The following is a 17,601-nucleotide window of genomic DNA, read 5'->3' as shown; positions in this document are numbered from 1 at the left end:
CACGATGCCGCGAGGACGCGGTCGGGCACGCACCGACTTCAGCCAGTACAGCCATCACCAACTGGTCCAGATGCTGCACGCCGGGAAACCGGAGACGGCGTCCGGGGCTGCGGAGAGCTGGGCGGCCGTCGGCGCCGCGCTGCACGAGCGCGCCGGCGACATCGAACGGCAGCTCCGCGAGTTCGAGCAGTGGTGGGACGGCGGCGCCGCCCGGCAGTACCAGACGATGATCAACGACCTGACCTCGGGAATCCGGCAGGTGGCCAACACCGCGTTCTCCGTACGGGACCTGGCCCACTCGTCCGCCGAGGCGCTCGGCACGGCCCAGAAGGCGATGCCCGCCCCGGTCGCGGTGCCCGAGCTCGCCCCCTCCGTCATCGCCGCCGCGACGACGCCCCTCATCGTGCCCGCGGACACGCCGCCCAGCACGGTCGACGCGCTCCGTCAGCACCAGGCCGAGGCGACCGCCGAGGTACGCGCCCAGCAGCAGGCCCAGACCGCCTCGAACGCGGCGCACCAGCAGGCGGTGCAGGTGATGTCCACCCTCGCCACCGAGTACGTGACCACCGAGGACTCGATGCCGGTCACGCCGAGCGCCGCGTCCCGGCCGACCACCGGCACGCCGATCGAGGAGCCGCCGCCGGTCACGCCCGCCCTCCCGCCGGTGCCGCCGCCCGGCGAACCGGTCGCGACGCCTGTCGACCCGGCCCCGACCGACCCGAACGACCCGGACGGGCCGCCACCGGCAGCCCCGGCCCGACCGCTCTTCGGCACGATGTTCACCGCCGGGTTGGCCGCGGCCGCCGCCGCGCTCGGCGGTCGGTTCACCAACGTGCCGCCCGCGCTGGGGGCCAAACCGAAGGACGAGAAGAAGGACGTCGCCCGGGTTCCGACCGCCGACGACCGGGCCGCCGGCGGCGGCGCCCGGATCTCCGCCGGCGGTGCGGGTGGCGGCGGAGGCGTCGGCGGAGGCGGCGGCGCCGACCTGTCGCCGGTGGGCAACCAGTCCCTGGCAGGTCAGGCCGGCGGCCCGGCGGCGAGCGGGCTCGCCGGAGCGGCGGGTACCGCCGCCGGGGTGGCCGCGGCGAAGGGCATGGCCGGCGGCTTCATGCCGGCGATGCCGTACGCCCCGATGGGCGGGGGCGAGGCCGCCGGCGGCCGGCGCATCCCGCCCTGGTTGGTCGAGACCGAGGACGTGTGGGGCGAGCAGTCGGTGGTGACGCCGGCCGTGATCGGCGAGGATCCCGAGGCGGACCAGCCCGGAGCCCGGTCGTGGAGGTGACCGCCGCCGGTTTCCGGGCCGTTCCGGGCGCGCTGGACGCCGCGGCGGCCGAGCTCACCGGGAACGCCGAGCGGCTGCACACCATTCGCGGGCAGCTCGCCACCCCGGCCGTCGACGGCAACGCGTTCGGGTTGGTGCCGCAGTCCCAACGGGCCATGCAGGCGCACGGCAACAGCCTCCAGCTCAGCAGCACCGAGCTGGCGGCGGCGGCGACGCAGACCCGGCGGCTGGCCACCGGGGTGACCGCCACGGTGGCCAACTACCGGCGGGGTGACACGCAGGCGAGCCAGGCGTTCCAGCAGCTGCTGGGCTCGTTGACGGGCGGCACCACGCTGACCGCCGCCCGGGCCGCCGCGCCCGCCGGCACCGCCCCGTTCGGCGCCCGGATCGCGGCCAACCGGTCGGCCGTCACGGCCGAGTTGTCCGCCGAACAGCAGCGGCTCGCCGGCTACCGGGCCCAGCTCACCGGGGACCCGGCGCTCGACCACCAGCTGCGCGAGACCATCGAACGGTCGCAGGCGCGCATCGACCTGTACGAGAGCGTCATCGCCGAACACCGCAAGATCCTCTCGTTCGACCCGTCCGGCGACGGGTCGATGGTCGAGTTGGTCGGCGACATCACCGCCGACACCCGCAACGTCGGGGTGTTCGTCCCCGGCACCACCGCCGAGCTGGCCAACTTCGAGCGGTACCACGACGCCGCGGTCGGCTTCGTCGACGCGGCACCCCGGCGGGACCTGGCCATGGTCGTGTGGATGGACGGCGACCTGCCGTCCAACCTGTTCCCGCAGGCGCCGTCGGCCAGCTACGCCGACGTCCTCGGGCCCAGACTCGCCGACTTCTCCGGCCAACTACGTGCCGAGATCGCCGGTTCCGCCGCGGGCGGCAACGACGTGCAGGTCACCTTCGCCGGCCACTCGTACGGTGGCGCGGTGGTCGGCACCGCCGAGCAGTACGGGCTGGACGCCGACCGGGTCCTGCACATCGAGTCGGCCGGCATGGGCCACCACGTGGACGGCCCGGAGGACCTGCGTCCCGTCCAGCCCGACGTGCAGCGATACTCGATGACCGCGCCGGGCGATCCGATCGCGTGGGTCCGGGACGTCAACATCGGCAACTGGGGGCACGGAGCCGACCCCGACGAGTTCCCGGGAGTGGTCCGGCTGGAGACCGGCAACTACGCCGACGGCCGGCCGCTGGAGGGCGTCTCCGCGCACTCCGACGTGCTGACCTACCACAGTGACGCGTGGTGGAACATCTACCAGGTGTTCACCGGCGGCCCGCTGGTGACGGTACCGTCGGTGCCGTGACCGAGCCGATCGACTTCGCGCCGCTGGCGGCCGTGGCCGAGCCGCTGCGGGCGATCCTGGACGAGGTCGCCGCACGGTTCGGCGACGACGTCCGGGTCAGCCGTGACGAGCAGCTCGACTGCGACCCGTTCCGGCCGGCCGGGGTGCCGAGCGAGTCGGTGCGCTGGGAATACAACCTCCGCGTTGCCGCCCCGCCCGGCGCCGCCGAGATCCTGCTGACCGAGGTGGTGCCGGCGCTGAACGCGGAGGGCTGGCGGGCCACCGACCGCAGCGGCGAGGCCGAGGTGGCCTACCAGTTCCAGCGGGACGGGACCAACCTCGGCGTGCACATCTCCCGGGACGGCACCGGCGACGTGGTGGTGGGTGGTTCCAGCCGCTGCGTCCCCACCGAGGTGCCGTAGCACCGACGGGTCAGGGGTCGGCCGGTCAGCCGCCGGGTCGCCAGCCGCGGGCCCGGCCCCGGCGCGCCACGGCCGTACCGATCCCGAGCAGCAGCGCCGCCACGAGCCCCGCCACCGCCAGCGGGAGCACCCACGGGTCCACCTGGGCACCGGGATCCGCCCGGGCTGCGGCGACCGGCCGTGCGCCCGCGCCCACGGGCCCCGGCGGTTCCTCGACGCCCTCGGCGGCCACCGCCCGGTACGGGTCCACCATTCCCCAACCGAGCTGCGGGTGCCGCCCTTCGAACGCGGTCCGGTGCGCGGTCGACTCGATCCGCCGCACCACCTCGGCGGCCGTGAGCTCCGGCCGGTACGACCGCAGCAGCGCGGCCGTGCCCGCCACGTACGCCGCCGCGAAGACGGGATTGTCGACCGTGGGCGAGTGGCCGAGCCGACCGTCCGTTCCGGCGGAGAGGCTCAGCAGTTGCCTACCCGGGGCGGCCACCCCGACGTGGTCGCCGGACCCGGTGGAGGTCACCGCGCCGTCCGGCCCGAACGCACCGACGGCCAGCACCCCGGGCAACGCGGTGGGATAGCTGGTCGCGCCCCCGGTCCGCGCGCCGGAGTGGGCCGGCGACACCACCACGATGTCGGCCTCGACCGCCCGGGCGGTGGCGGCCCGCAACTGGGCGGTGATCCTGGTCGCCGGCAGCACCACGTAGATCACCCGGGCTCGGGCGGTGACCGCGAAGTCGATGGCGGCGGCGAGCCGGCCGGGGTCGACGGCCCCGTCGCCCTGCCGGGTGGTCTGGGTGTAACGAACCGGGAGCACGGACACGCCGGGTGCCAGGCCGGCGAAGGTCGTGTCGTCGTGTGGCCGGGCGGCGATCAGGCCGGCGGCGAACGTGCCCCGGCCGTCGCAGTCGTCGGTGGCCCCGCGGCGGTTGGCCAGGACGTCCCGGCCGGCCTCGACCTGACCCGGGCGAAACTGTGCGTTGCGGGCGTCGACGCCGGTGCCGAGCACCGCGACCCGCACCCCGGACCCCGTGCTCAGTGGCCACACCCGGCGTGGCCCGAGCAGTTCCGACGCCCACGGGTTGCCGGCGGTGTGCACCCCCACCGGCTTGGCGCACCCCGCCGGGGCGGCGTGGCCGGCCGGCACGGCAGCCACCGGCAGCGTCCCGGCCAGCGCGCCGACGACGCCCGCCAGCACGGCGCGCACGGGTCGCGGGCCGGACCGTGCCGTCGCGCCGACGCCACGCCCGGGCCGATCCACCCGGATCATGCCGGCACCCGCAGCGTCACCCGGGTGCCACGGCCGGGCCAGGACTCCACGGTCGCCTTGCCGCCGACCTCGCGCAACCGGGCCACGATCGACTCCCGGATGCCGAACCCGGGTCGGCCGACGACGTCGAAGCCGCAACCGTGGTCACGGACCACCACGACCAGGGCGCTGCTCTCCTCGGCGGCGCGGACCACCGCGTCGCCGATGCCGGCGTGCTTGACCACGTTGCCCAGAGCCTCCCGCACCCCGCCGAGGACCGCGTCCCGGTCCGGGCCGGCCATCCGGCTACCGGCACCCGCGGCCACCGCCAACTCCACCCGCAGCCCGCGTCCCGCAAGTTCCTCGACCAGTTCGGCCAGCCCGCTGGCGAGCGGGTTGTCGCCGCCACCGGAATCGTCGAGCATCCGCCGCAGGCGGGCGGCCTGGCCCCGGGCGGCGGCCCGCGCCTCGGCGAGCCGTGCCGCCGGCGCGGTCTCGTCCGTCGCGTGGTGCAGGGCGATCGCCTCCATGGTCTGCAACACCGTGTCGTGCAGCGACCGCAGCCACCGGACCCGCTCGGCCTCCCGACCGGCCCGGATCCCGTACGACATGGCCAGGTGCAGGCTCAGCCCGCAGATCACGAGCACCGCCAGCGCGACCACCACCGCCAGCCCGAGCCATCCGGCCCGCCCGGCGAGCGCCCCCCTGTCGGCGGCGGCGCCAAAGGCGGCCATCGTCAGTTGCGCGGGCGTCGACAGCAGCACCGCGAGCACGCCACCCACCAGCCCGTAGGCCCCGGTCACCAGGACCACGGCACCGGCCAGGTACGGCCAGAACACCTCGGTGTGCGGCGCCACCGCGCTCGCCGCCACGTTCACCGCGTACGCCACGGCGAGGTCGACCAGGACGACCACGCGCGCCCGTTCGAGGTCGACCTCCGGCTGCCGGTGGACCGTGACGATCGCCGCGACGTTGCCGGCCAGCAGCAGGGCCGCGACCGGCAGGAGAGTCACCAGGGCCACCGGGTCCCCGCGCACCACGAGCAGCCCCAGGGCGACGGGCAGGACACCCACCCGGTACGCCAGAGCACCGAGCAGCAGGCACCGCGAGGTCTGACGGTGCAGCACGGCACCGGCGCCGCCGCCGAGCGGAAGACCCTGCGCGGGGGCCAGCGTCATCCACGTCGGGCGCAGGCGCGGTGACCTGACTCCCGCCATGACGGCACGGGTCAGCAGCGCGAACATCATGCCCGGCGTGGCGGCACTGTCGACTGTCACGGGCCCTCCCGTGCCGCGCCGACCAACGCCCACGTGTCAGCTCTCCTTGTCCACATCAGACCGCGCGTCGCGACTGGCCCATACGCGGATCGTGGCCAGTTTTCCCGACATGCGACCTTTCAAGCAAGACCCGACCGCCATTGACCCAGATCGACGCCGAGTGGCTTTCGGACCACGATCGCGGGTTCGAGCCGCACCCACCCGGATCGAGGCTCCGCGCGGCGGCCACGAGCCCCTGACGCCCCAGGCCGTAGGCTCACCATCTCCCGGCGCCCAGCGTCGGACCGCTCAAGGACGGGAGCCTCATGCCCAGCATCAGTCGGTCGGTCGAGGTCCTCGTCGTCGATGACCAGATTCTGATCCGCGCCGGCCTGGTCGCCCTGCTCCGGGCCGCCCCTGGCATCTCCGTGGTGGGCGAGGCCGCCGACGGCAGCGAAGCGGTGGCGGTGGCCGCCGCGACCCGGCCCCAGGTGGTCCTGATGGACATCCGCATGCCGGGTATCGGGGGCATCGCCGCCACCCGCGAAATCATCGCCGCAGCCGGCGACGATCCGCCCCGCGTCCTCGTGCTGACCACGTTCGACATCGACGAGTACGTCTATGAGGCGCTCCGGGCCGGTGCCAGCGGTTTCTTGCTCAAGGACACCCCGCCGCAACGCCTGCTTGCCGCCGTCACCACGGCGGCCGGCGGGGACATGCTCTTCACCCCCAGCGTCGTCCACCGGCTCATCGAGGCGTTCGCCGGCCGGGCCGCCTCCCGACCCGACGGCCTGCCCGCACTCAATGTTCTCACCGGGCGTGAGCGCGAGGTGCTCCGACTGGTCGGCATGGGCCTGGCCAACTCGGACATCGCCGACCGGCTGGTGATCGCCGAGTCCACCGTCAAGACCCATTTAAACCGGGTCATGGCCAAGCTCGACCTGACCAGCAGAGCGCAGGCGGTCGTCCTGGCGTACGAGTCCGGCCTGGTCCAACCGGGGGCGGGTGTGCCGGCACTGTCGGGTCAACCGGGCCGGGAACGGTGAACGTCAGCCTGTGATCTCTCGCCGTCGGCGGACTGCTCGGGCGACGGCGGATCGAGCCGTTCGTTCCCGGCCGCCGAGACGACTCCGGTCGGCAGTGCGAGCGTGACGGCGAAGCCACCCTCCGGGCCGGTGCCGATGTGCACGCTCCCGCCGTAGAGCCGTGCCCGCTCGCGCATGCCGACGACACCGTGGCCGGTCACCGGCCCGGACGCGGGCCCCGGCCCGTTGTCGGAGACTCGGATGGTCAGGTGTCCCGGTCGGCAGTAGTCGAGCCGCACGGTGACGTCGGCGTTTCGCGCATGCTTGAGGACGTTGGTCAGCGACTCCTGCACGAACCGGTAGGCACAGAGGTCGGCCCCCGGCGGCAACGGACACCGCGCGCCAGCGACCACCACCGCTACCCGCACGCCGGTGGCTCGGACCCGCTCGGCCAGTTCCTCGAGCCGGTTCAGCCCTGGTGCGGGATCGTCCGCCCGAGGCCCGCTCTGCTGATCGGCATCGGGAATCCTGAGCAGGTCGAGCATCCGGCGCATCTCCTCCAACGCCTCGCGACTGGTGCCGGCGATGGTGTCCAACGCCTTGCCCGTCGTCTCGGGATCGGCGGACAGCACGTATCGGGCCAGACCGGCATGCACCGATATCACCGACATGTGGTGGGCAACGACGTCGTGCAGCTCGCGGGCGATCCGCACCCGCTCCGCCACGACCGCGCTGCGAGCCCGGCCTTCCCGTTCCCGACGCAGTTCCTCGGTCAGGACGAGCAACCGCCGGTTACGGTCGGCCAGCCGTCGCACCCCGGTCCCGAACAACCAGGCGACCAGCACTGCCACCAACGCCTGGGCGAGTGCCGCCCAGGGCGTGTAGACCTCGATCACCACACCGCTGTAGAACACCACCGCGGCCGTTGCCGCGGCCCCCAGCAGAGTCGTCAGGGTCGAATGCGTCGCGGCCACGGTATACATCGCGAGCAGCGGCCCGAAGAGGTTCAGGCTGGGCACGTAGCCGAGGGTGAGGAACCAGACCACCGCGGCGCAGGACGTGAGCAGCACGGGCATCGGGGCCCGCCGACGCAGCGCGAGCGGAACGTTGGCCAGGCAGGTCAAGGCCAGGGCCGCGCCGTCGAACTCCCGGAACCCGGGCAACTGGTAGTCGCGTCCCAGCCACGAGGTGACCACGACGATCCCGGCTGCGAGCGTGCCGTCGGCGACCGTCGAGGGCACATCGAACAGACGCTGCCGCCAGTCGCCGTTGCGCACCCGCAGATCGTAGTGCGCCGCCGGGCAGCCGACGGTACGACCGGTGAGCGACCTGAGCCGCCTACGCCCTGTCACTCTCCACCCAGGGCGGTATTCCACCCCGTCTCGGGTACCGCAGGAGTCGCAGAAAGGACTCAATCATCCAGGCGATGTGGGGCGACCGTGTCGACAGTAGCGTTCCCTTCACATCAGTCGCCCTGGGAGTTGAAATGATTGCGCGCCGAATTACCACGGCTTTCGTGGCAGGAACCGCCGCTCTGATCAGTGTGGTTGCCATTTCCCCGACCCCCGCGCAGGCGGTCACCACCTGGACCCTGAGCAACACCCCTGCGGACGTCACCGGGGCCTGGGTCCACGGCACCTGGTGGTGGGGCGCCAGCGGTCGTCTGTATGTGGAGGTGAACGTCAAGGACACCGTTGCGAACAGCAAGAACGCGAGTGTGTCGCTCGCGGCCGGCTACAGCGACGGCGGCGTGCGTCGTGAGGACTTCTTCAACAACGACGGCGCGAACACGACAGTCACCATGACGTACAGCTTCGCCCCCAACGTCTCCTTCATCAACGCGAGAGAGTGCGTGGACAACGCCAGCGGCCTGGCCACCTGCGGGAATACCGTCAGGATCTTCGGCTAGGGACAGCGGTGACAGGTGATCCGTGCCGGAACCGGCACGGATCACCTGTCGCTTTCGGAGGAGACGGTCAGCTTCCCAGGGTGTTGATGTGGAGCAACCGGTTGGGCGAGCCCGCACCGGGGTTGATGACGACGTTGGGCGTGGCCGCGGCCACCACCGCCGCGTTCACCGTCGCCGGGCTCGCGGTCGGGTTGTTCCTCAGGTAGATCGCGGCGGCGCCGGCGACGTGCGGGGCGGAGAAGGACGTGCCGCTGCCGGTGTACGTGGCGGAGTCGTTGGTCCGCCAGGCGGCGGTGATGTCGACGCCGGGCGCGAAGAGGTCCAGCGCGGTGCCGTGGTTGGACCAGGTGGGACGGGTGTCGGTGCGGTCGGTGGCGCCGATGGTCAGCGCCTCGCCGACCCGGGCGGGCGACGTGCCGGTGGCGGGCACACGCCGCCACCGAGGCTGAGGTTGGCCACGGCGGGACGGACCGCGGTGGCGGTGACCCGGTCGATGCCGGCGACGACGCCGGCGGTGGTGCCGGAACCGTTGTTGTCGAGCACCCGCACGCCGACGATGCTGGCGTTCTTCGCCACGCCGTAGGCGTTACCCGCGGCGACCGAGGCGACGAACGTGCCGTGGCCGTTGCCGTCGTCGGCGTTGTAGTCGTTGTCGACGGCGTCGTAACCGTGCGACGCGCGGCCGCGAAGTCCTGGTGGCTGACGCGCACCCCGGTGTCGATCACGTAGATGCGCACGCCGGTGCCGGCCCCGTAGGTGAAGGACCGGTTGAGCGGCAGGTTGCGCTGGTCGATCCGGTCGAGGTCCCAGGAGTGCGGGTTGACCTGGGTGGCCGTCGTCCGCACCCGCCGGTCCTGCTCGACGTAGCTGACGGCGGGGTCGGCGGCGAGGCGCTGGGCGGCCGCCGGGCTCAGCTTCGCGGCGTAGCCGTGCACCGAACGGCCGAAGACCGGGCCACCGTGCCGCCGTACCGGGAGGTGAGCCGGTCCGTGGTGGCGGTGTCGAACTGCTGGCCGTCCTTGAGCACGACGATGTAGCTGCCGTCCACCGCGTCCGGGCTGGACGCGCCGAGCACGGTCCCGGTGGCCGGAGCCGCCGTCGCCGGGTTGCCGAGGGCGGCGAGCAGCGTGCTGGTGACGGCGACGCCGCTCAGGAGGGTGATGAGGCGACGCCTCACCGGCGGGTCGGCATTCACTGCGGCTCCTTTTCCTGGCCGTTTTCCGTGCCGCTGATTGCGGTACGGCTAGCGCGATCCGCCTCGGCGAAGGCCACCGGAGAACCGCGCACCGACCACGCCAGGGAGAACCCGTATATCGATCGTTGCCATTGTTTGAGGGGCTGGTTATCGAGTCGGAGAATTTGTGACCATCGTTGCCCACTCCTGCCGGACGCCCGCACGCCCGCCCCGCCCCGCGCCGCGGCCGACGGCGCCCGCGACCGACCGGGGGCGGCCGCCCCGCGCACGCCAACCGTTGACGAACCGGTGACCCATCTGAAACATTGACGGTCTTCGCGCGAAAGAAGTCGACATCTACGCGCAAGAAGCTAGCGATGTGCCCGCAACATCTCGACACGCTCCCCCTGCCGCCGGCCGCCGCTGTCCGCGCCGCGGGCTCCACTGCCGACCTCACAGAACAGGGACGCCATGACAAGAAGGAAACTCAGCCGACGACTGCTCAGCGGTCTGCTCGCGGCCAGCCTGCTCGGCCTGGCGGCGGTCTCGCCCACCCCGGCGCTCGCCGCCGGCGGTCCCAACCTGGCGGCCGGCAAGTCGGTCTCGGCCAGCGGACACGCCGACGTCTACGTCGCGGCCAACGTCAACGACGGCAACCAGAACACGTACTGGGAGAGCCCGTCGAACGCGTTCCCGCAGTGGATCCAGATCGATCTCGGCGGCAGCGTCAACATCGACCAGGTGAAGCTGAAGCTTCCGCCCTCGACCGCCTGGGGCGCCCGCACGCAGACCATCGCGGTGCAGGGCAGCACCAACGGGAGCACCTTCAGCACGCTCGCCGCGTCAGCCGGGCGGGTGTTCGACCCGGCGTCGGCCAACACCGTCACCATCGACTTCACCGCCGCGGCCGTCCGCCACGTCCGGCTGACCGTCACGGGCAACACCGGCTGGCCCGCCGCCCAGATCTCCGAGTTCGAGATCTACGGCGTCGACGGCCAGGGCGGCGAGCCCGGCGGCCCCGGCGACCCGGGCGGCACCAACCTGGCCACGGGCCGCCCGATCGAGGCGTCCTCGTCGGTCCACTCCTTCGTCGCGGCCAACGCCACCGACAGCAGCCCCACCTCCTACTGGGAGTCCGCCGGCTTCCCGTCGACCCTGACGGTCAAGCTCGGCGCCGCCGCCGACGTCACCGCGATCGTGGTCAAGCTCAACCCGGACCCGGTCTGGGGCGCCCGCACGCAGAACCTCCAGATCCTGGGCCGCGCACAGGGCGCCACCGGCTACACCGCGCTGACCGCCCCGACCAACCACGCCTTCAGCCCGGCCGGCAACCAGAACTCCGTGACGATTCCGGTCACCGGCCGGGTGGCGGACGTACAGCTGAAGTTCCTGAGCAACACCGGCGCGCCCGGCGGGCAGGTCGCGGACCTCCTGGTGCGGGGATCGTGGGCCCCGAACCCCGACCTCGTCGTGACCGCGACGAGCTGGAGCCCCGCGACGCCGAGCGAGGCCACCCCGATCACCCTGTCGGCCACGGTGCGGAACGCGGGCACCGCGGCCGCCGGCGCGACCACTGTGGACTTCAGGCTCGGTGGCACCGTGGTGGGCAACGCCCCCGTCGCCGCGCTCGCCGCCGGCGCCTCGACCACCGTCACGGCCAACATCGGCACGCAGTCGATGGGCAGCCACAGCGTGACCGCGGTGGTGGACCCGGCCGACACGGTCGCCGAGCAGAACAACGACAACAACAGCTTCACGGCGGCCACGCCACTTGTCGTCACCCAGGCCCCCGGCCCCGACCTCCAGGTCGTCGGCATCACCCCCAACCCGACCAACCCCGCCGTCGGGGCCGCGGTCACCTTCACCGTCGCGGTGCGCAACCGCGGCATCACCGCCACCTCCACCGCCTCCGTGACCCGGCTGACGGTGGGCGGCACGACCCTGAACGCCAACACCGCCGCCGTGGGCGCCGGCGCGACGGTCAACGTGGCGGTCGCCGGAAGCTGGACCGCCACCGCCGGCGGCGCGACCATCACCGCCGCCGCCGACGCCACCAACGTCGTCGCCGAGACCAACGAGTCCAACAACTCGTTCTCCCAGGCGATCGTGGTCGGCCGGGGTGCGGCCGCGCCGTGGGTCGAGTACGAGGCCGAGGCAGCCCGCTACCAGGGCACCCTGCTCGAGGCCGACCCCCTGCGCACGTTCGGGCACACCAACTTCGCCACCGAGTCCTCGGGGCGCAGGTCGGTGCGGCTGAACAGCACCGGGCAGTTCGTCGAGTTCACCTCGACCAACCCGGCGAACTCCATCGTGGTACGCAACTCCATCCCCGACGCGCCGGGCGGGGGCGGCATCACCGCCAGCATCAGCCTCTACGTCAACGACGTCTTCGCCCAGAAGTTGACGCTCTCGTCGCGCAACAGCTGGCTCTACGGCACCACCGACGACACCGAGTCGCTGTCCAACACGCCGCAGGCCGACGCCCGGCGGCTGTTCGACGAGTCGCACGCCCTGCTGTCGCAGTCCTGGCCCGCCGGGACCAGGTTCAAGCTGCAGCGGGACGCGACCGACACCGCGTCGTTCTACATCATCGACCTCGTCGACCTGGAGCAGGTGGCTCCCCCGGCCAGCAAGCCGGCCGAGTGCACCTCCATCACCGCCTACGGCGCGATCCCGAACGACGGGATCGACGACAGCGCCGCCATCCAGCGGGCCGTGACCGACGACCAGAACGGCGTGATCAGCTGTGTCTGGATCCCCGCCGGGCAGTGGCGGCAGGAGCAGAAGATCCTGTCGCCGGACCCGAACCGTGGGCAGTACAACCAGCGGGGGATCCGGAACGTCACGATCCGTGGCGCGGGAATGTGGCACGCACAGCTCTACACCCAGACCGAACCGCAGAACGTGGTGGGCAACATCAACCACCCGCACGAGGGCAACGTCGGTTTCGACATCGACGACAACACCCAGATCTCCGACGTCGCCATCTTCGGCATGACGACCAACCGCGCCAACCGGGGGCACGGGCTGAACGGGCGGTTCGGCAAGAACACGAAGATCAGCAACGTGTGGATCGAGCACGTCAACGTCGGCGCCTGGGTCGGGCGGGACTACTCCGACACGCCCGCCTACTGGAACCCCGGCGACGGGCTCGAGTTCACCGGCATGCGGATCCGCAACACGTACGCCGACGGCGTCAACTTCTCCAACGGCACGCGCAACTCCCGGGTGTTCAACTCGTCGTTCCGCACCACCGGTGACGACGCCCTGGCCGTCTGGGCCAACCCGCGGGTGAAGGACACCAGCGTGGACGTCGGACACGACAACCGGTTCCTGAACAACACCATCCAGCTGCCCTGGCGGGCGAACGGCATCGCGATCTACGGCGGCTACAACAACACGATCGAGAACAACCTGATCGCCGACACGATGAACTACCCCGGCATCATGCTGGCGACCGACCACAGCCCGCTCCCGTTCTCCGGCACCACGCTGATCGCCAACAACGCGCTGCACCGGTGCGGCGGCGTGTTCTGGAACGAGGACCAGGAATTCGGGGCGATCACGCTGTTCCCGGCGACGACGGACATCACCGGCGTCACCATCCGGGACACGGAGATCCACGACTCGACCTACGACGGCATCCAGTTCAAGAACGGCGGCGGCAACATGCCGAACGTCGCGATCACCAACGTGAAGATCGACAAGTCGAACAACGGCGCCGGCATCCTCGCCATGAGCGGCGCTCGCGGCAACGCCGTCCTGACCAACGTCACCGTCACCAACTCCGCCGACGGCGACATCGTGAAGCAACCCGGCTCCACCTTCACCTTCACCGGGAACTGACCCTCGCACACACCGTCGACGCGGGACGTCCCCGGGCCACCACGGAGGCGTCCCGCGTCGCGGGGCACGCACCACAGGTCATCACCCCGACACCATCGGTCGACCTTGTCAAATATTTACATGTCCATATATGGTCCCCGGTGTTAAGTGCCAACACGGGGCGGAGGGGGGTCGGATGGCAGCCGCAGGGACGCCGGTGACACATCGGGCGATCGACGCGGGCCGGTTCAGGCTCGACGGTTCACTCGATCTCAGCGCACCGTCCACGTCCGTGGCCGACGTGACGATCGGCGGCCGACTGCACGAGTTCACCGCCGGCTCGGCGGGGCTCGCGGACGACGTGGCCCGCACGCTCGGCGTCGAGACGTTCGACGAGGAACTCTCCTACCAGGGTGGCACGCTGCTGACCGCGCGCACCCGGGCCTACGACCCGCAGATCCAGCTGACCGAGGAACGGCTCGTCGTGGTCTGGCGCGGGCCGCGGCACTGCTTCTTCACCGAGATGTACGACGCGACGACCGCCGACCTGCTCGGCGTGTTGCGGACCATGCGCATCGAGGAGCACGACGACGGCCTGACCCTGCACCCGGTCGCGAAGCTCGGCGCCGAGTTCGCCGCACCGGCCACCGTGCTCAAGGAGATCCCCGGGCTCGGCCTGCTGGAGATGGCACCGCTGACCAAGGAGCGGATCGGGCAACTGCCCACCTGGCGGGGCCACAAGACGCAGGCGGGTGAGCTGTTCCGGGACGTGCTCCCCGACGGCCAGCCCTACTTCGTCCTGGCCGCGCCCGACGCCTGGCTCAGCCTGGTGCCGTTCACCGGCACGGACGTGGAACAGGTGCCCACGCTGCTGGACCAGCTCCGCGTCCAGACAGCCAGGTAGGCCGCCGTGGCCGAACTGCTCGGCAGCGTGGCGGCGTACACCGTCCTGCTCACGCTGCTCGTCGCGACCGCCGAGCACCTGTCCCGGCCGGCCACGCTCACCGAGGCGTTGGCCGCGCACCGGGTGCTTCCGGCGCCGGGCGCGGTCGCCGCGCTCGTCATCGCGAGCGAGGGCCTGCTCGCCGGCACCGGCGTCGTGGCGCTGTTCCGCGACAACGGGGCCCTGCTCGTCGCGGTCCTCGTCGGCGGCGCCGTGCTGCTCGGCCTGTACGCCGGCTACGGCCTGCACCTGATGTCGACCGGGCGCACCGGGTCGTGCGGGTGCTCCCGGATCGAGCTACCGATGACCGGATGGGTGGTGGCCCGGGCGGCGATCCTCGCCGGGCTGGCACTTGTCGCACTCGTCCTGTCCGGCTCGGTCATTCCGCCCGACCGCGCCGACTCGTCACTCACCGTCGTGCTGCTGGCCGCCGTCACGTTCACCGCGCTGCTGTGGCACCTGCCCGCCGCGATGTACGACCCGACCGCAACGACCGCCACGCGCCCCCCGAACCACCGGATCATCCGCATCACACAGAGAGGCCTGCCCGGATGAGCTTCCAGACCAGCGCGCTGATCCTGAGCTGGGTCGCGATCCTCCTGCTGGCTCTCACGGTCTCGGGCCTGGTACGCCAGGTGCACGCGCTGTCGAGCGGGGCCGTCCAGCGTCGTCCCCCCTCGGCCGGGCTGCAACGCGGAGCGGCGGCCCCCGGATTCGCCCAGCTCGCGCCGGCGACACCGACGGTGCCGCTCGTGCTGCTCTTCCTGGACCCCGACTGCGGGACCTGCGGCGAGGTGCTGGCCGAGGCGAACAGCCACGTCGGCCGGCCCGACCTGGAGTTCCGGGTCCTCTACCGGGGCGCCCCCTCGGCGGAGGCGGCGGCGCTGCCGATCACCGTACTCGGCGAGCAGGCCGAGCTGTTCGAGCGGTACGACGCCCTCGCCACCCCCTTCGCCACCATCGTCGACCCGGCCGGTCAGGTGCTCGGCGCGGGGCCGCTCGGCTCCCGCGCGGCCCTGCGCCGCCTGCTCGACGACCTCGGTAATCCAACCGGCGGCCCCGCAGCGGCGGTCGCCACGAATCAGGGAGGTCGGGCATGACCACTCTCGACGCCGTGCCCTGGCTGCGCGGAACCGACCCGGGGACGGGACCGGCCGTCCGGCGCGTGCCAGTGCGGCCCGGTGGCCGCAAGCGCGGGGGCTGGGAACTGTCGCGACGCACCCTGCTCCAGGCGGGCACCGCGGTGGGGATGGCGGCGCTCAGCGTCTTCCCGGCGGCCCGTCGCGCGTACGCCGACGGTTACACGATCCTGGCCAGCTGTCCGACGTACGCCAGCGACCACAACTGCTCGCCGGGATGCGGCCCGAGCACGATCTTCGCCGACTCCTGCAACACCAGCGGGACGTACACCGGGTTCCACAAGAACGACGGCGTCACCTGGATCCTGCGGCCGAACGAGTGCTACGGCGGGACGTACGACGGTTGGCTCTGGGCCTACAACGGGGCGTGCGGCGCCTGCACCTGCTCGGTGGAGCGCCGGTGCCACGACGGGTTCCGGAAGACGAGCTCGGGCTGGGTCAAGTCGATCTGCCGGTGGAACACCAAGTGCGGCTGCCTGGGCACGGCCACCTGGCCCACCACCCAGCGGACCAACACCGGGGTGAACGTCTACACCGTGCAGCACCTGCTGACCCTGCGGGGACACGCGACCGACATCGACGGGATCTTCGGTAGCGACACCGAGGCGAAGGTGCGCAGCTTCCAGACGGCGGCCGGCCTCGGGGTCACCGGCATCGTCAACGCGACCACCTGGCCGGCGCTCGTGACCACCGTCCGCTCCGGGAGCACCGGCGAGGGCGTCCGTGCCGCCCAGCGCCAGCTGAACAGGCGCGGCTACGCGCTGGTGGTCGACGGGGAGTTCGGCCCGGCGACCGACAGCGCGGCCCGCGACTTCCAACGGGCGAACGGGCTGACGGTCGACGGGATCATCGGGGGCAACTCCTGGCGGACGCTGACCGGCGCAGCCGTATGACCCGAGCGCTACCGGAGCCCGTCCGGGCGGTACGCCGGTGGGGCACCGATCCGCTGGTGCCCTTCCTGCTGTTCAGCCTCGGTGCGCTCGCCGCGGCCGCGTACGGGCACGTGCTCACCTGGGCGATGATCGGCGGCCTGGCCGGGTACACCCTCTCCGGCTCCGTTTGAACGCACAACAGCGCGCACGCGCTGGCCTCGCCCGGGTGGCGGGATCGAAATCGGCAGAGCGTCGTCCTCGGCCTGTTCGTCACGGGGTTGATCCTCGGCGGCATGCTCAGCGGGTTGGTGCTGGGGTTGTTCTCCGGGCTGTCCGCTCCCCTGCCCGCCCCGTGGCGGTACGCGGCCATCGTGGTGGTGGCGGTGCTGGGCCTGCTCCGCGAGCTGGGCCTGGTCTCGATCCGGCTGCCGCAGAACGCCAGGCAGGTCCCGCAGGACGTGCTGCAGCGCAACATCCGGCGCGGGTCGCTCCAGTTCGGCTTCGAGATGGGCACGGGGGTTCGCACCTACGTCTCGGCGAGTGCCCCGTACGTGCTGGCGTCCGCGCTTCTCCTCGGCGGTCAGCACCTGCACGTCGCGCTGCTCGCCGGGTTCGGATTCGGGGTCGGGCGCGCGTTCACGCCGCTGACCCGCCGCGCCGCCGGCACCGGTGACGGGTGGGACATCGACCTGCGGGTACGGCTCCGGACGATCACCGTCACGGCGGCCGTCGTGCTCGTCGTCGCCCTCGGCCTGCTGAGCGTACGGCAGCTCTGACATCCCCGGCGTGCGGCTGCCCCGTCGCGGCGGGGCGGTTGCGCGCCGGCTCCGCCCGGCGAAGCGTGGGCGACGTCGACGCGAGCACGGCCGCCACGGTCAGGCCGACGGCGCACCCGACGAGGATCGTGCTCGCGGCGGTCGCGTCGGTCAGCGTGCCGAGCGCGTTGTTGGTGAGCAGCAGGGGCACGCCCTGCGCCAGCACGAGAACCGACTGCACGCGGGCCAGGTGGCTCGCCGGGGCGCCCGCCAGGATCAGCGGCCCGATGTGGGTGCCGAACAGGCCTGAGCCGATCCCGACGACCACGGCGGCGCCGCCGGCCGTCGACGCCGCCGGTGCGACGGCGAGGCCTACTTCGAGAACCGCAGGCTGCCGTACGTCGTGGCCCTGAACCGTTTCGACGGCGCGCCGCAGTACGAGCTGGAGGAGGTCCGCGAGGCGCTGG

General features: G+C 72.3%; 18 protein-coding genes and 1 pseudogene. 13 read left to right on the top strand and 6 right to left on the bottom strand.

Annotated elements, in window-relative coordinates; translation table 11 throughout:
• Nucleotides 1–4 precede the first annotated feature (4 nt).
• The 3 genes from ABZ809_RS32405 to ABZ809_RS32395 are packed head-to-tail and all read left to right on the top strand — an operon-like array spanning nt 5 to nt 2,993.
• Nucleotides 5–1,282 (top strand): WXG100 family type VII secretion target, encoded by a 1,278-nt coding sequence (locus tag ABZ809_RS32405; protein WP_357566455.1) that lies wholly within the window; start codon nt 5–7, stop codon nt 1,280–1,282.
• Nucleotides 1,273–2,592, top strand: coding sequence for an alpha/beta hydrolase (locus ABZ809_RS32400; protein WP_357566454.1), 1,320 nt, complete (start codon nt 1,273–1,275; stop codon nt 2,590–2,592). The genes ABZ809_RS32405 and ABZ809_RS32400 overlap by 10 nt, the downstream gene beginning before the upstream one ends.
• Nucleotides 2,589–2,993: a hypothetical protein gene (locus ABZ809_RS32395; RefSeq protein WP_357566453.1), complete on the top strand. Its 405-nt coding sequence runs from the start codon at nt 2,589–2,591 to the stop codon at nt 2,991–2,993. The genes ABZ809_RS32400 and ABZ809_RS32395 overlap by 4 nt, the downstream gene beginning before the upstream one ends.
• Nucleotides 2,994–3,018: 25 nt before the next feature.
• Here ABZ809_RS32395 and ABZ809_RS32390 read toward each other — a convergent pair whose 3' ends face one another.
• Complete coding sequence (locus ABZ809_RS32390; protein ID WP_357566452.1) at nt 3,019–4,257, bottom strand: S8 family serine peptidase; 1,239 nt, start codon at nt 4,255–4,257, stop codon at nt 3,019–3,021.
• The gene (locus ABZ809_RS32385; protein ID WP_357566451.1) at nt 4,254–5,513 is read right to left on the bottom strand and encodes an ATP-binding protein; all 1,260 of its coding nucleotides are present in this window, start codon (nt 5,511–5,513) and stop codon (nt 4,254–4,256) included. The genes ABZ809_RS32390 and ABZ809_RS32385 overlap by 4 nt, the downstream gene beginning before the upstream one ends.
• A 305-nt stretch (nt 5,514–5,818) precedes the next feature.
• Here ABZ809_RS32385 and ABZ809_RS32380 point away from each other — a divergent pair, with 305 nt between their 5' ends.
• Complete coding sequence (locus ABZ809_RS32380) at nt 5,819–6,538, top strand: response regulator transcription factor (RefSeq protein WP_357566450.1); 720 nt, start codon at nt 5,819–5,821, stop codon at nt 6,536–6,538.
• Here the strand turns inward: ABZ809_RS32380 and ABZ809_RS32375 are convergent.
• Nucleotides 6,517–7,794 (bottom strand): sensor histidine kinase, encoded by a 1,278-nt coding sequence (locus tag ABZ809_RS32375; protein WP_357566449.1) that lies wholly within the window; start codon nt 7,792–7,794, stop codon nt 6,517–6,519. The two genes, ABZ809_RS32380 and ABZ809_RS32375, sit on opposite strands and share 22 nt — an antisense overlap.
• Before the next feature lie 239 nt (nt 7,795–8,033).
• Here ABZ809_RS32375 and ABZ809_RS32370 point away from each other — a divergent pair, with 239 nt between their 5' ends.
• A complete protein-coding gene (locus ABZ809_RS32370) occupies nt 8,034–8,426 on the top strand; it encodes a hypothetical protein (protein ID WP_357566448.1) in 393 nt (130 codons plus the stop codon).
• A gap of 67 nt (nt 8,427–8,493) precedes the next feature.
• Here the strand turns inward: ABZ809_RS32370 and ABZ809_RS32365 are convergent, their stop codons facing one another.
• The 3 genes from ABZ809_RS32365 to ABZ809_RS32355 form a co-directional block, all read right to left on the bottom strand.
• Nucleotides 8,494–8,856, bottom strand: coding sequence for a S8 family serine peptidase (locus ABZ809_RS32365; protein WP_357566447.1), 363 nt, complete (start codon nt 8,854–8,856; stop codon nt 8,494–8,496).
• Nucleotides 8,811–9,236, bottom strand: a complete 426-nt coding sequence (locus tag ABZ809_RS32360; RefSeq protein WP_357566471.1) for a S8 family serine peptidase — start codon at nt 9,234–9,236, stop codon at nt 8,811–8,813. The genes ABZ809_RS32365 and ABZ809_RS32360 overlap by 46 nt, the downstream gene beginning before the upstream one ends.
• A 100-nt stretch (nt 9,237–9,336) precedes the next feature.
• Entirely contained in the window at nt 9,337–9,621 is a 285-nt protein-coding gene (locus ABZ809_RS32355; RefSeq protein ID WP_357566446.1) for a hypothetical protein, read from the bottom strand.
• 450 nt (nt 9,622–10,071) lie between these two features.
• Here ABZ809_RS32355 and ABZ809_RS32350 point away from each other — a divergent pair, with 450 nt between their 5' ends.
• From ABZ809_RS32350 to ABZ809_RS32315, 8 genes and pseudogenes are all read left to right on the top strand, one after another.
• Nucleotides 10,072–13,446: a CARDB domain-containing protein gene (locus ABZ809_RS32350; RefSeq protein ID WP_357566445.1), complete on the top strand. Its 3,375-nt coding sequence runs from the start codon at nt 10,072–10,074 to the stop codon at nt 13,444–13,446.
• Nucleotides 13,447–13,717: 271 nt separating this feature from the next.
• Nucleotides 13,718–14,329: a hypothetical protein gene (locus ABZ809_RS32345; protein ID WP_357566444.1), complete on the top strand. Its 612-nt coding sequence runs from the start codon at nt 13,718–13,720 to the stop codon at nt 14,327–14,329.
• A gap of 6 nt (nt 14,330–14,335) precedes the next feature.
• Entirely contained in the window at nt 14,336–14,923 is a 588-nt protein-coding gene (locus ABZ809_RS32340; RefSeq protein WP_357566443.1) for a MauE/DoxX family redox-associated membrane protein, read from the top strand.
• Entirely contained in the window at nt 14,920–15,468 is a 549-nt protein-coding gene (locus tag ABZ809_RS32335) for a hypothetical protein (protein ID WP_357566442.1), read from the top strand. The genes ABZ809_RS32340 and ABZ809_RS32335 overlap by 4 nt, the downstream gene beginning before the upstream one ends.
• Entirely contained in the window at nt 15,465–16,400 is a 936-nt protein-coding gene (locus tag ABZ809_RS32330) for a peptidoglycan-binding protein (RefSeq protein ID WP_357566441.1), read from the top strand. Before ABZ809_RS32335 ends, ABZ809_RS32330 begins: the two co-directional genes overlap by 4 nt.
• Nucleotides 16,397–16,570 (top strand): hypothetical protein, encoded by a 174-nt coding sequence (locus tag ABZ809_RS32325; RefSeq protein WP_357566440.1) that lies wholly within the window; start codon nt 16,397–16,399, stop codon nt 16,568–16,570. Before ABZ809_RS32330 ends, ABZ809_RS32325 begins: the two co-directional genes overlap by 4 nt.
• A gap of 102 nt (nt 16,571–16,672) precedes the next feature.
• Nucleotides 16,673–17,155: a hypothetical protein gene (locus ABZ809_RS32320; RefSeq protein ID WP_357566439.1), complete on the top strand. Its 483-nt coding sequence runs from the start codon at nt 16,673–16,675 to the stop codon at nt 17,153–17,155.
• A 352-nt stretch (nt 17,156–17,507) separates the two neighbouring features.
• Nucleotides 17,508–17,601, top strand: a pseudogene (locus ABZ809_RS32315) (ATP-binding protein); the annotation flags it as partial.

It is taken from the genome of Micromonospora sp. NPDC047074, assembly GCF_040643815.1.
Lineage (GTDB): Bacteria > Actinomycetota > Actinomycetes > Mycobacteriales > Micromonosporaceae > Micromonospora.
The sequence above is the reverse complement of the archived record's forward strand: the minus strand, read 5'-3'. Positions and strand labels throughout refer to the sequence as shown.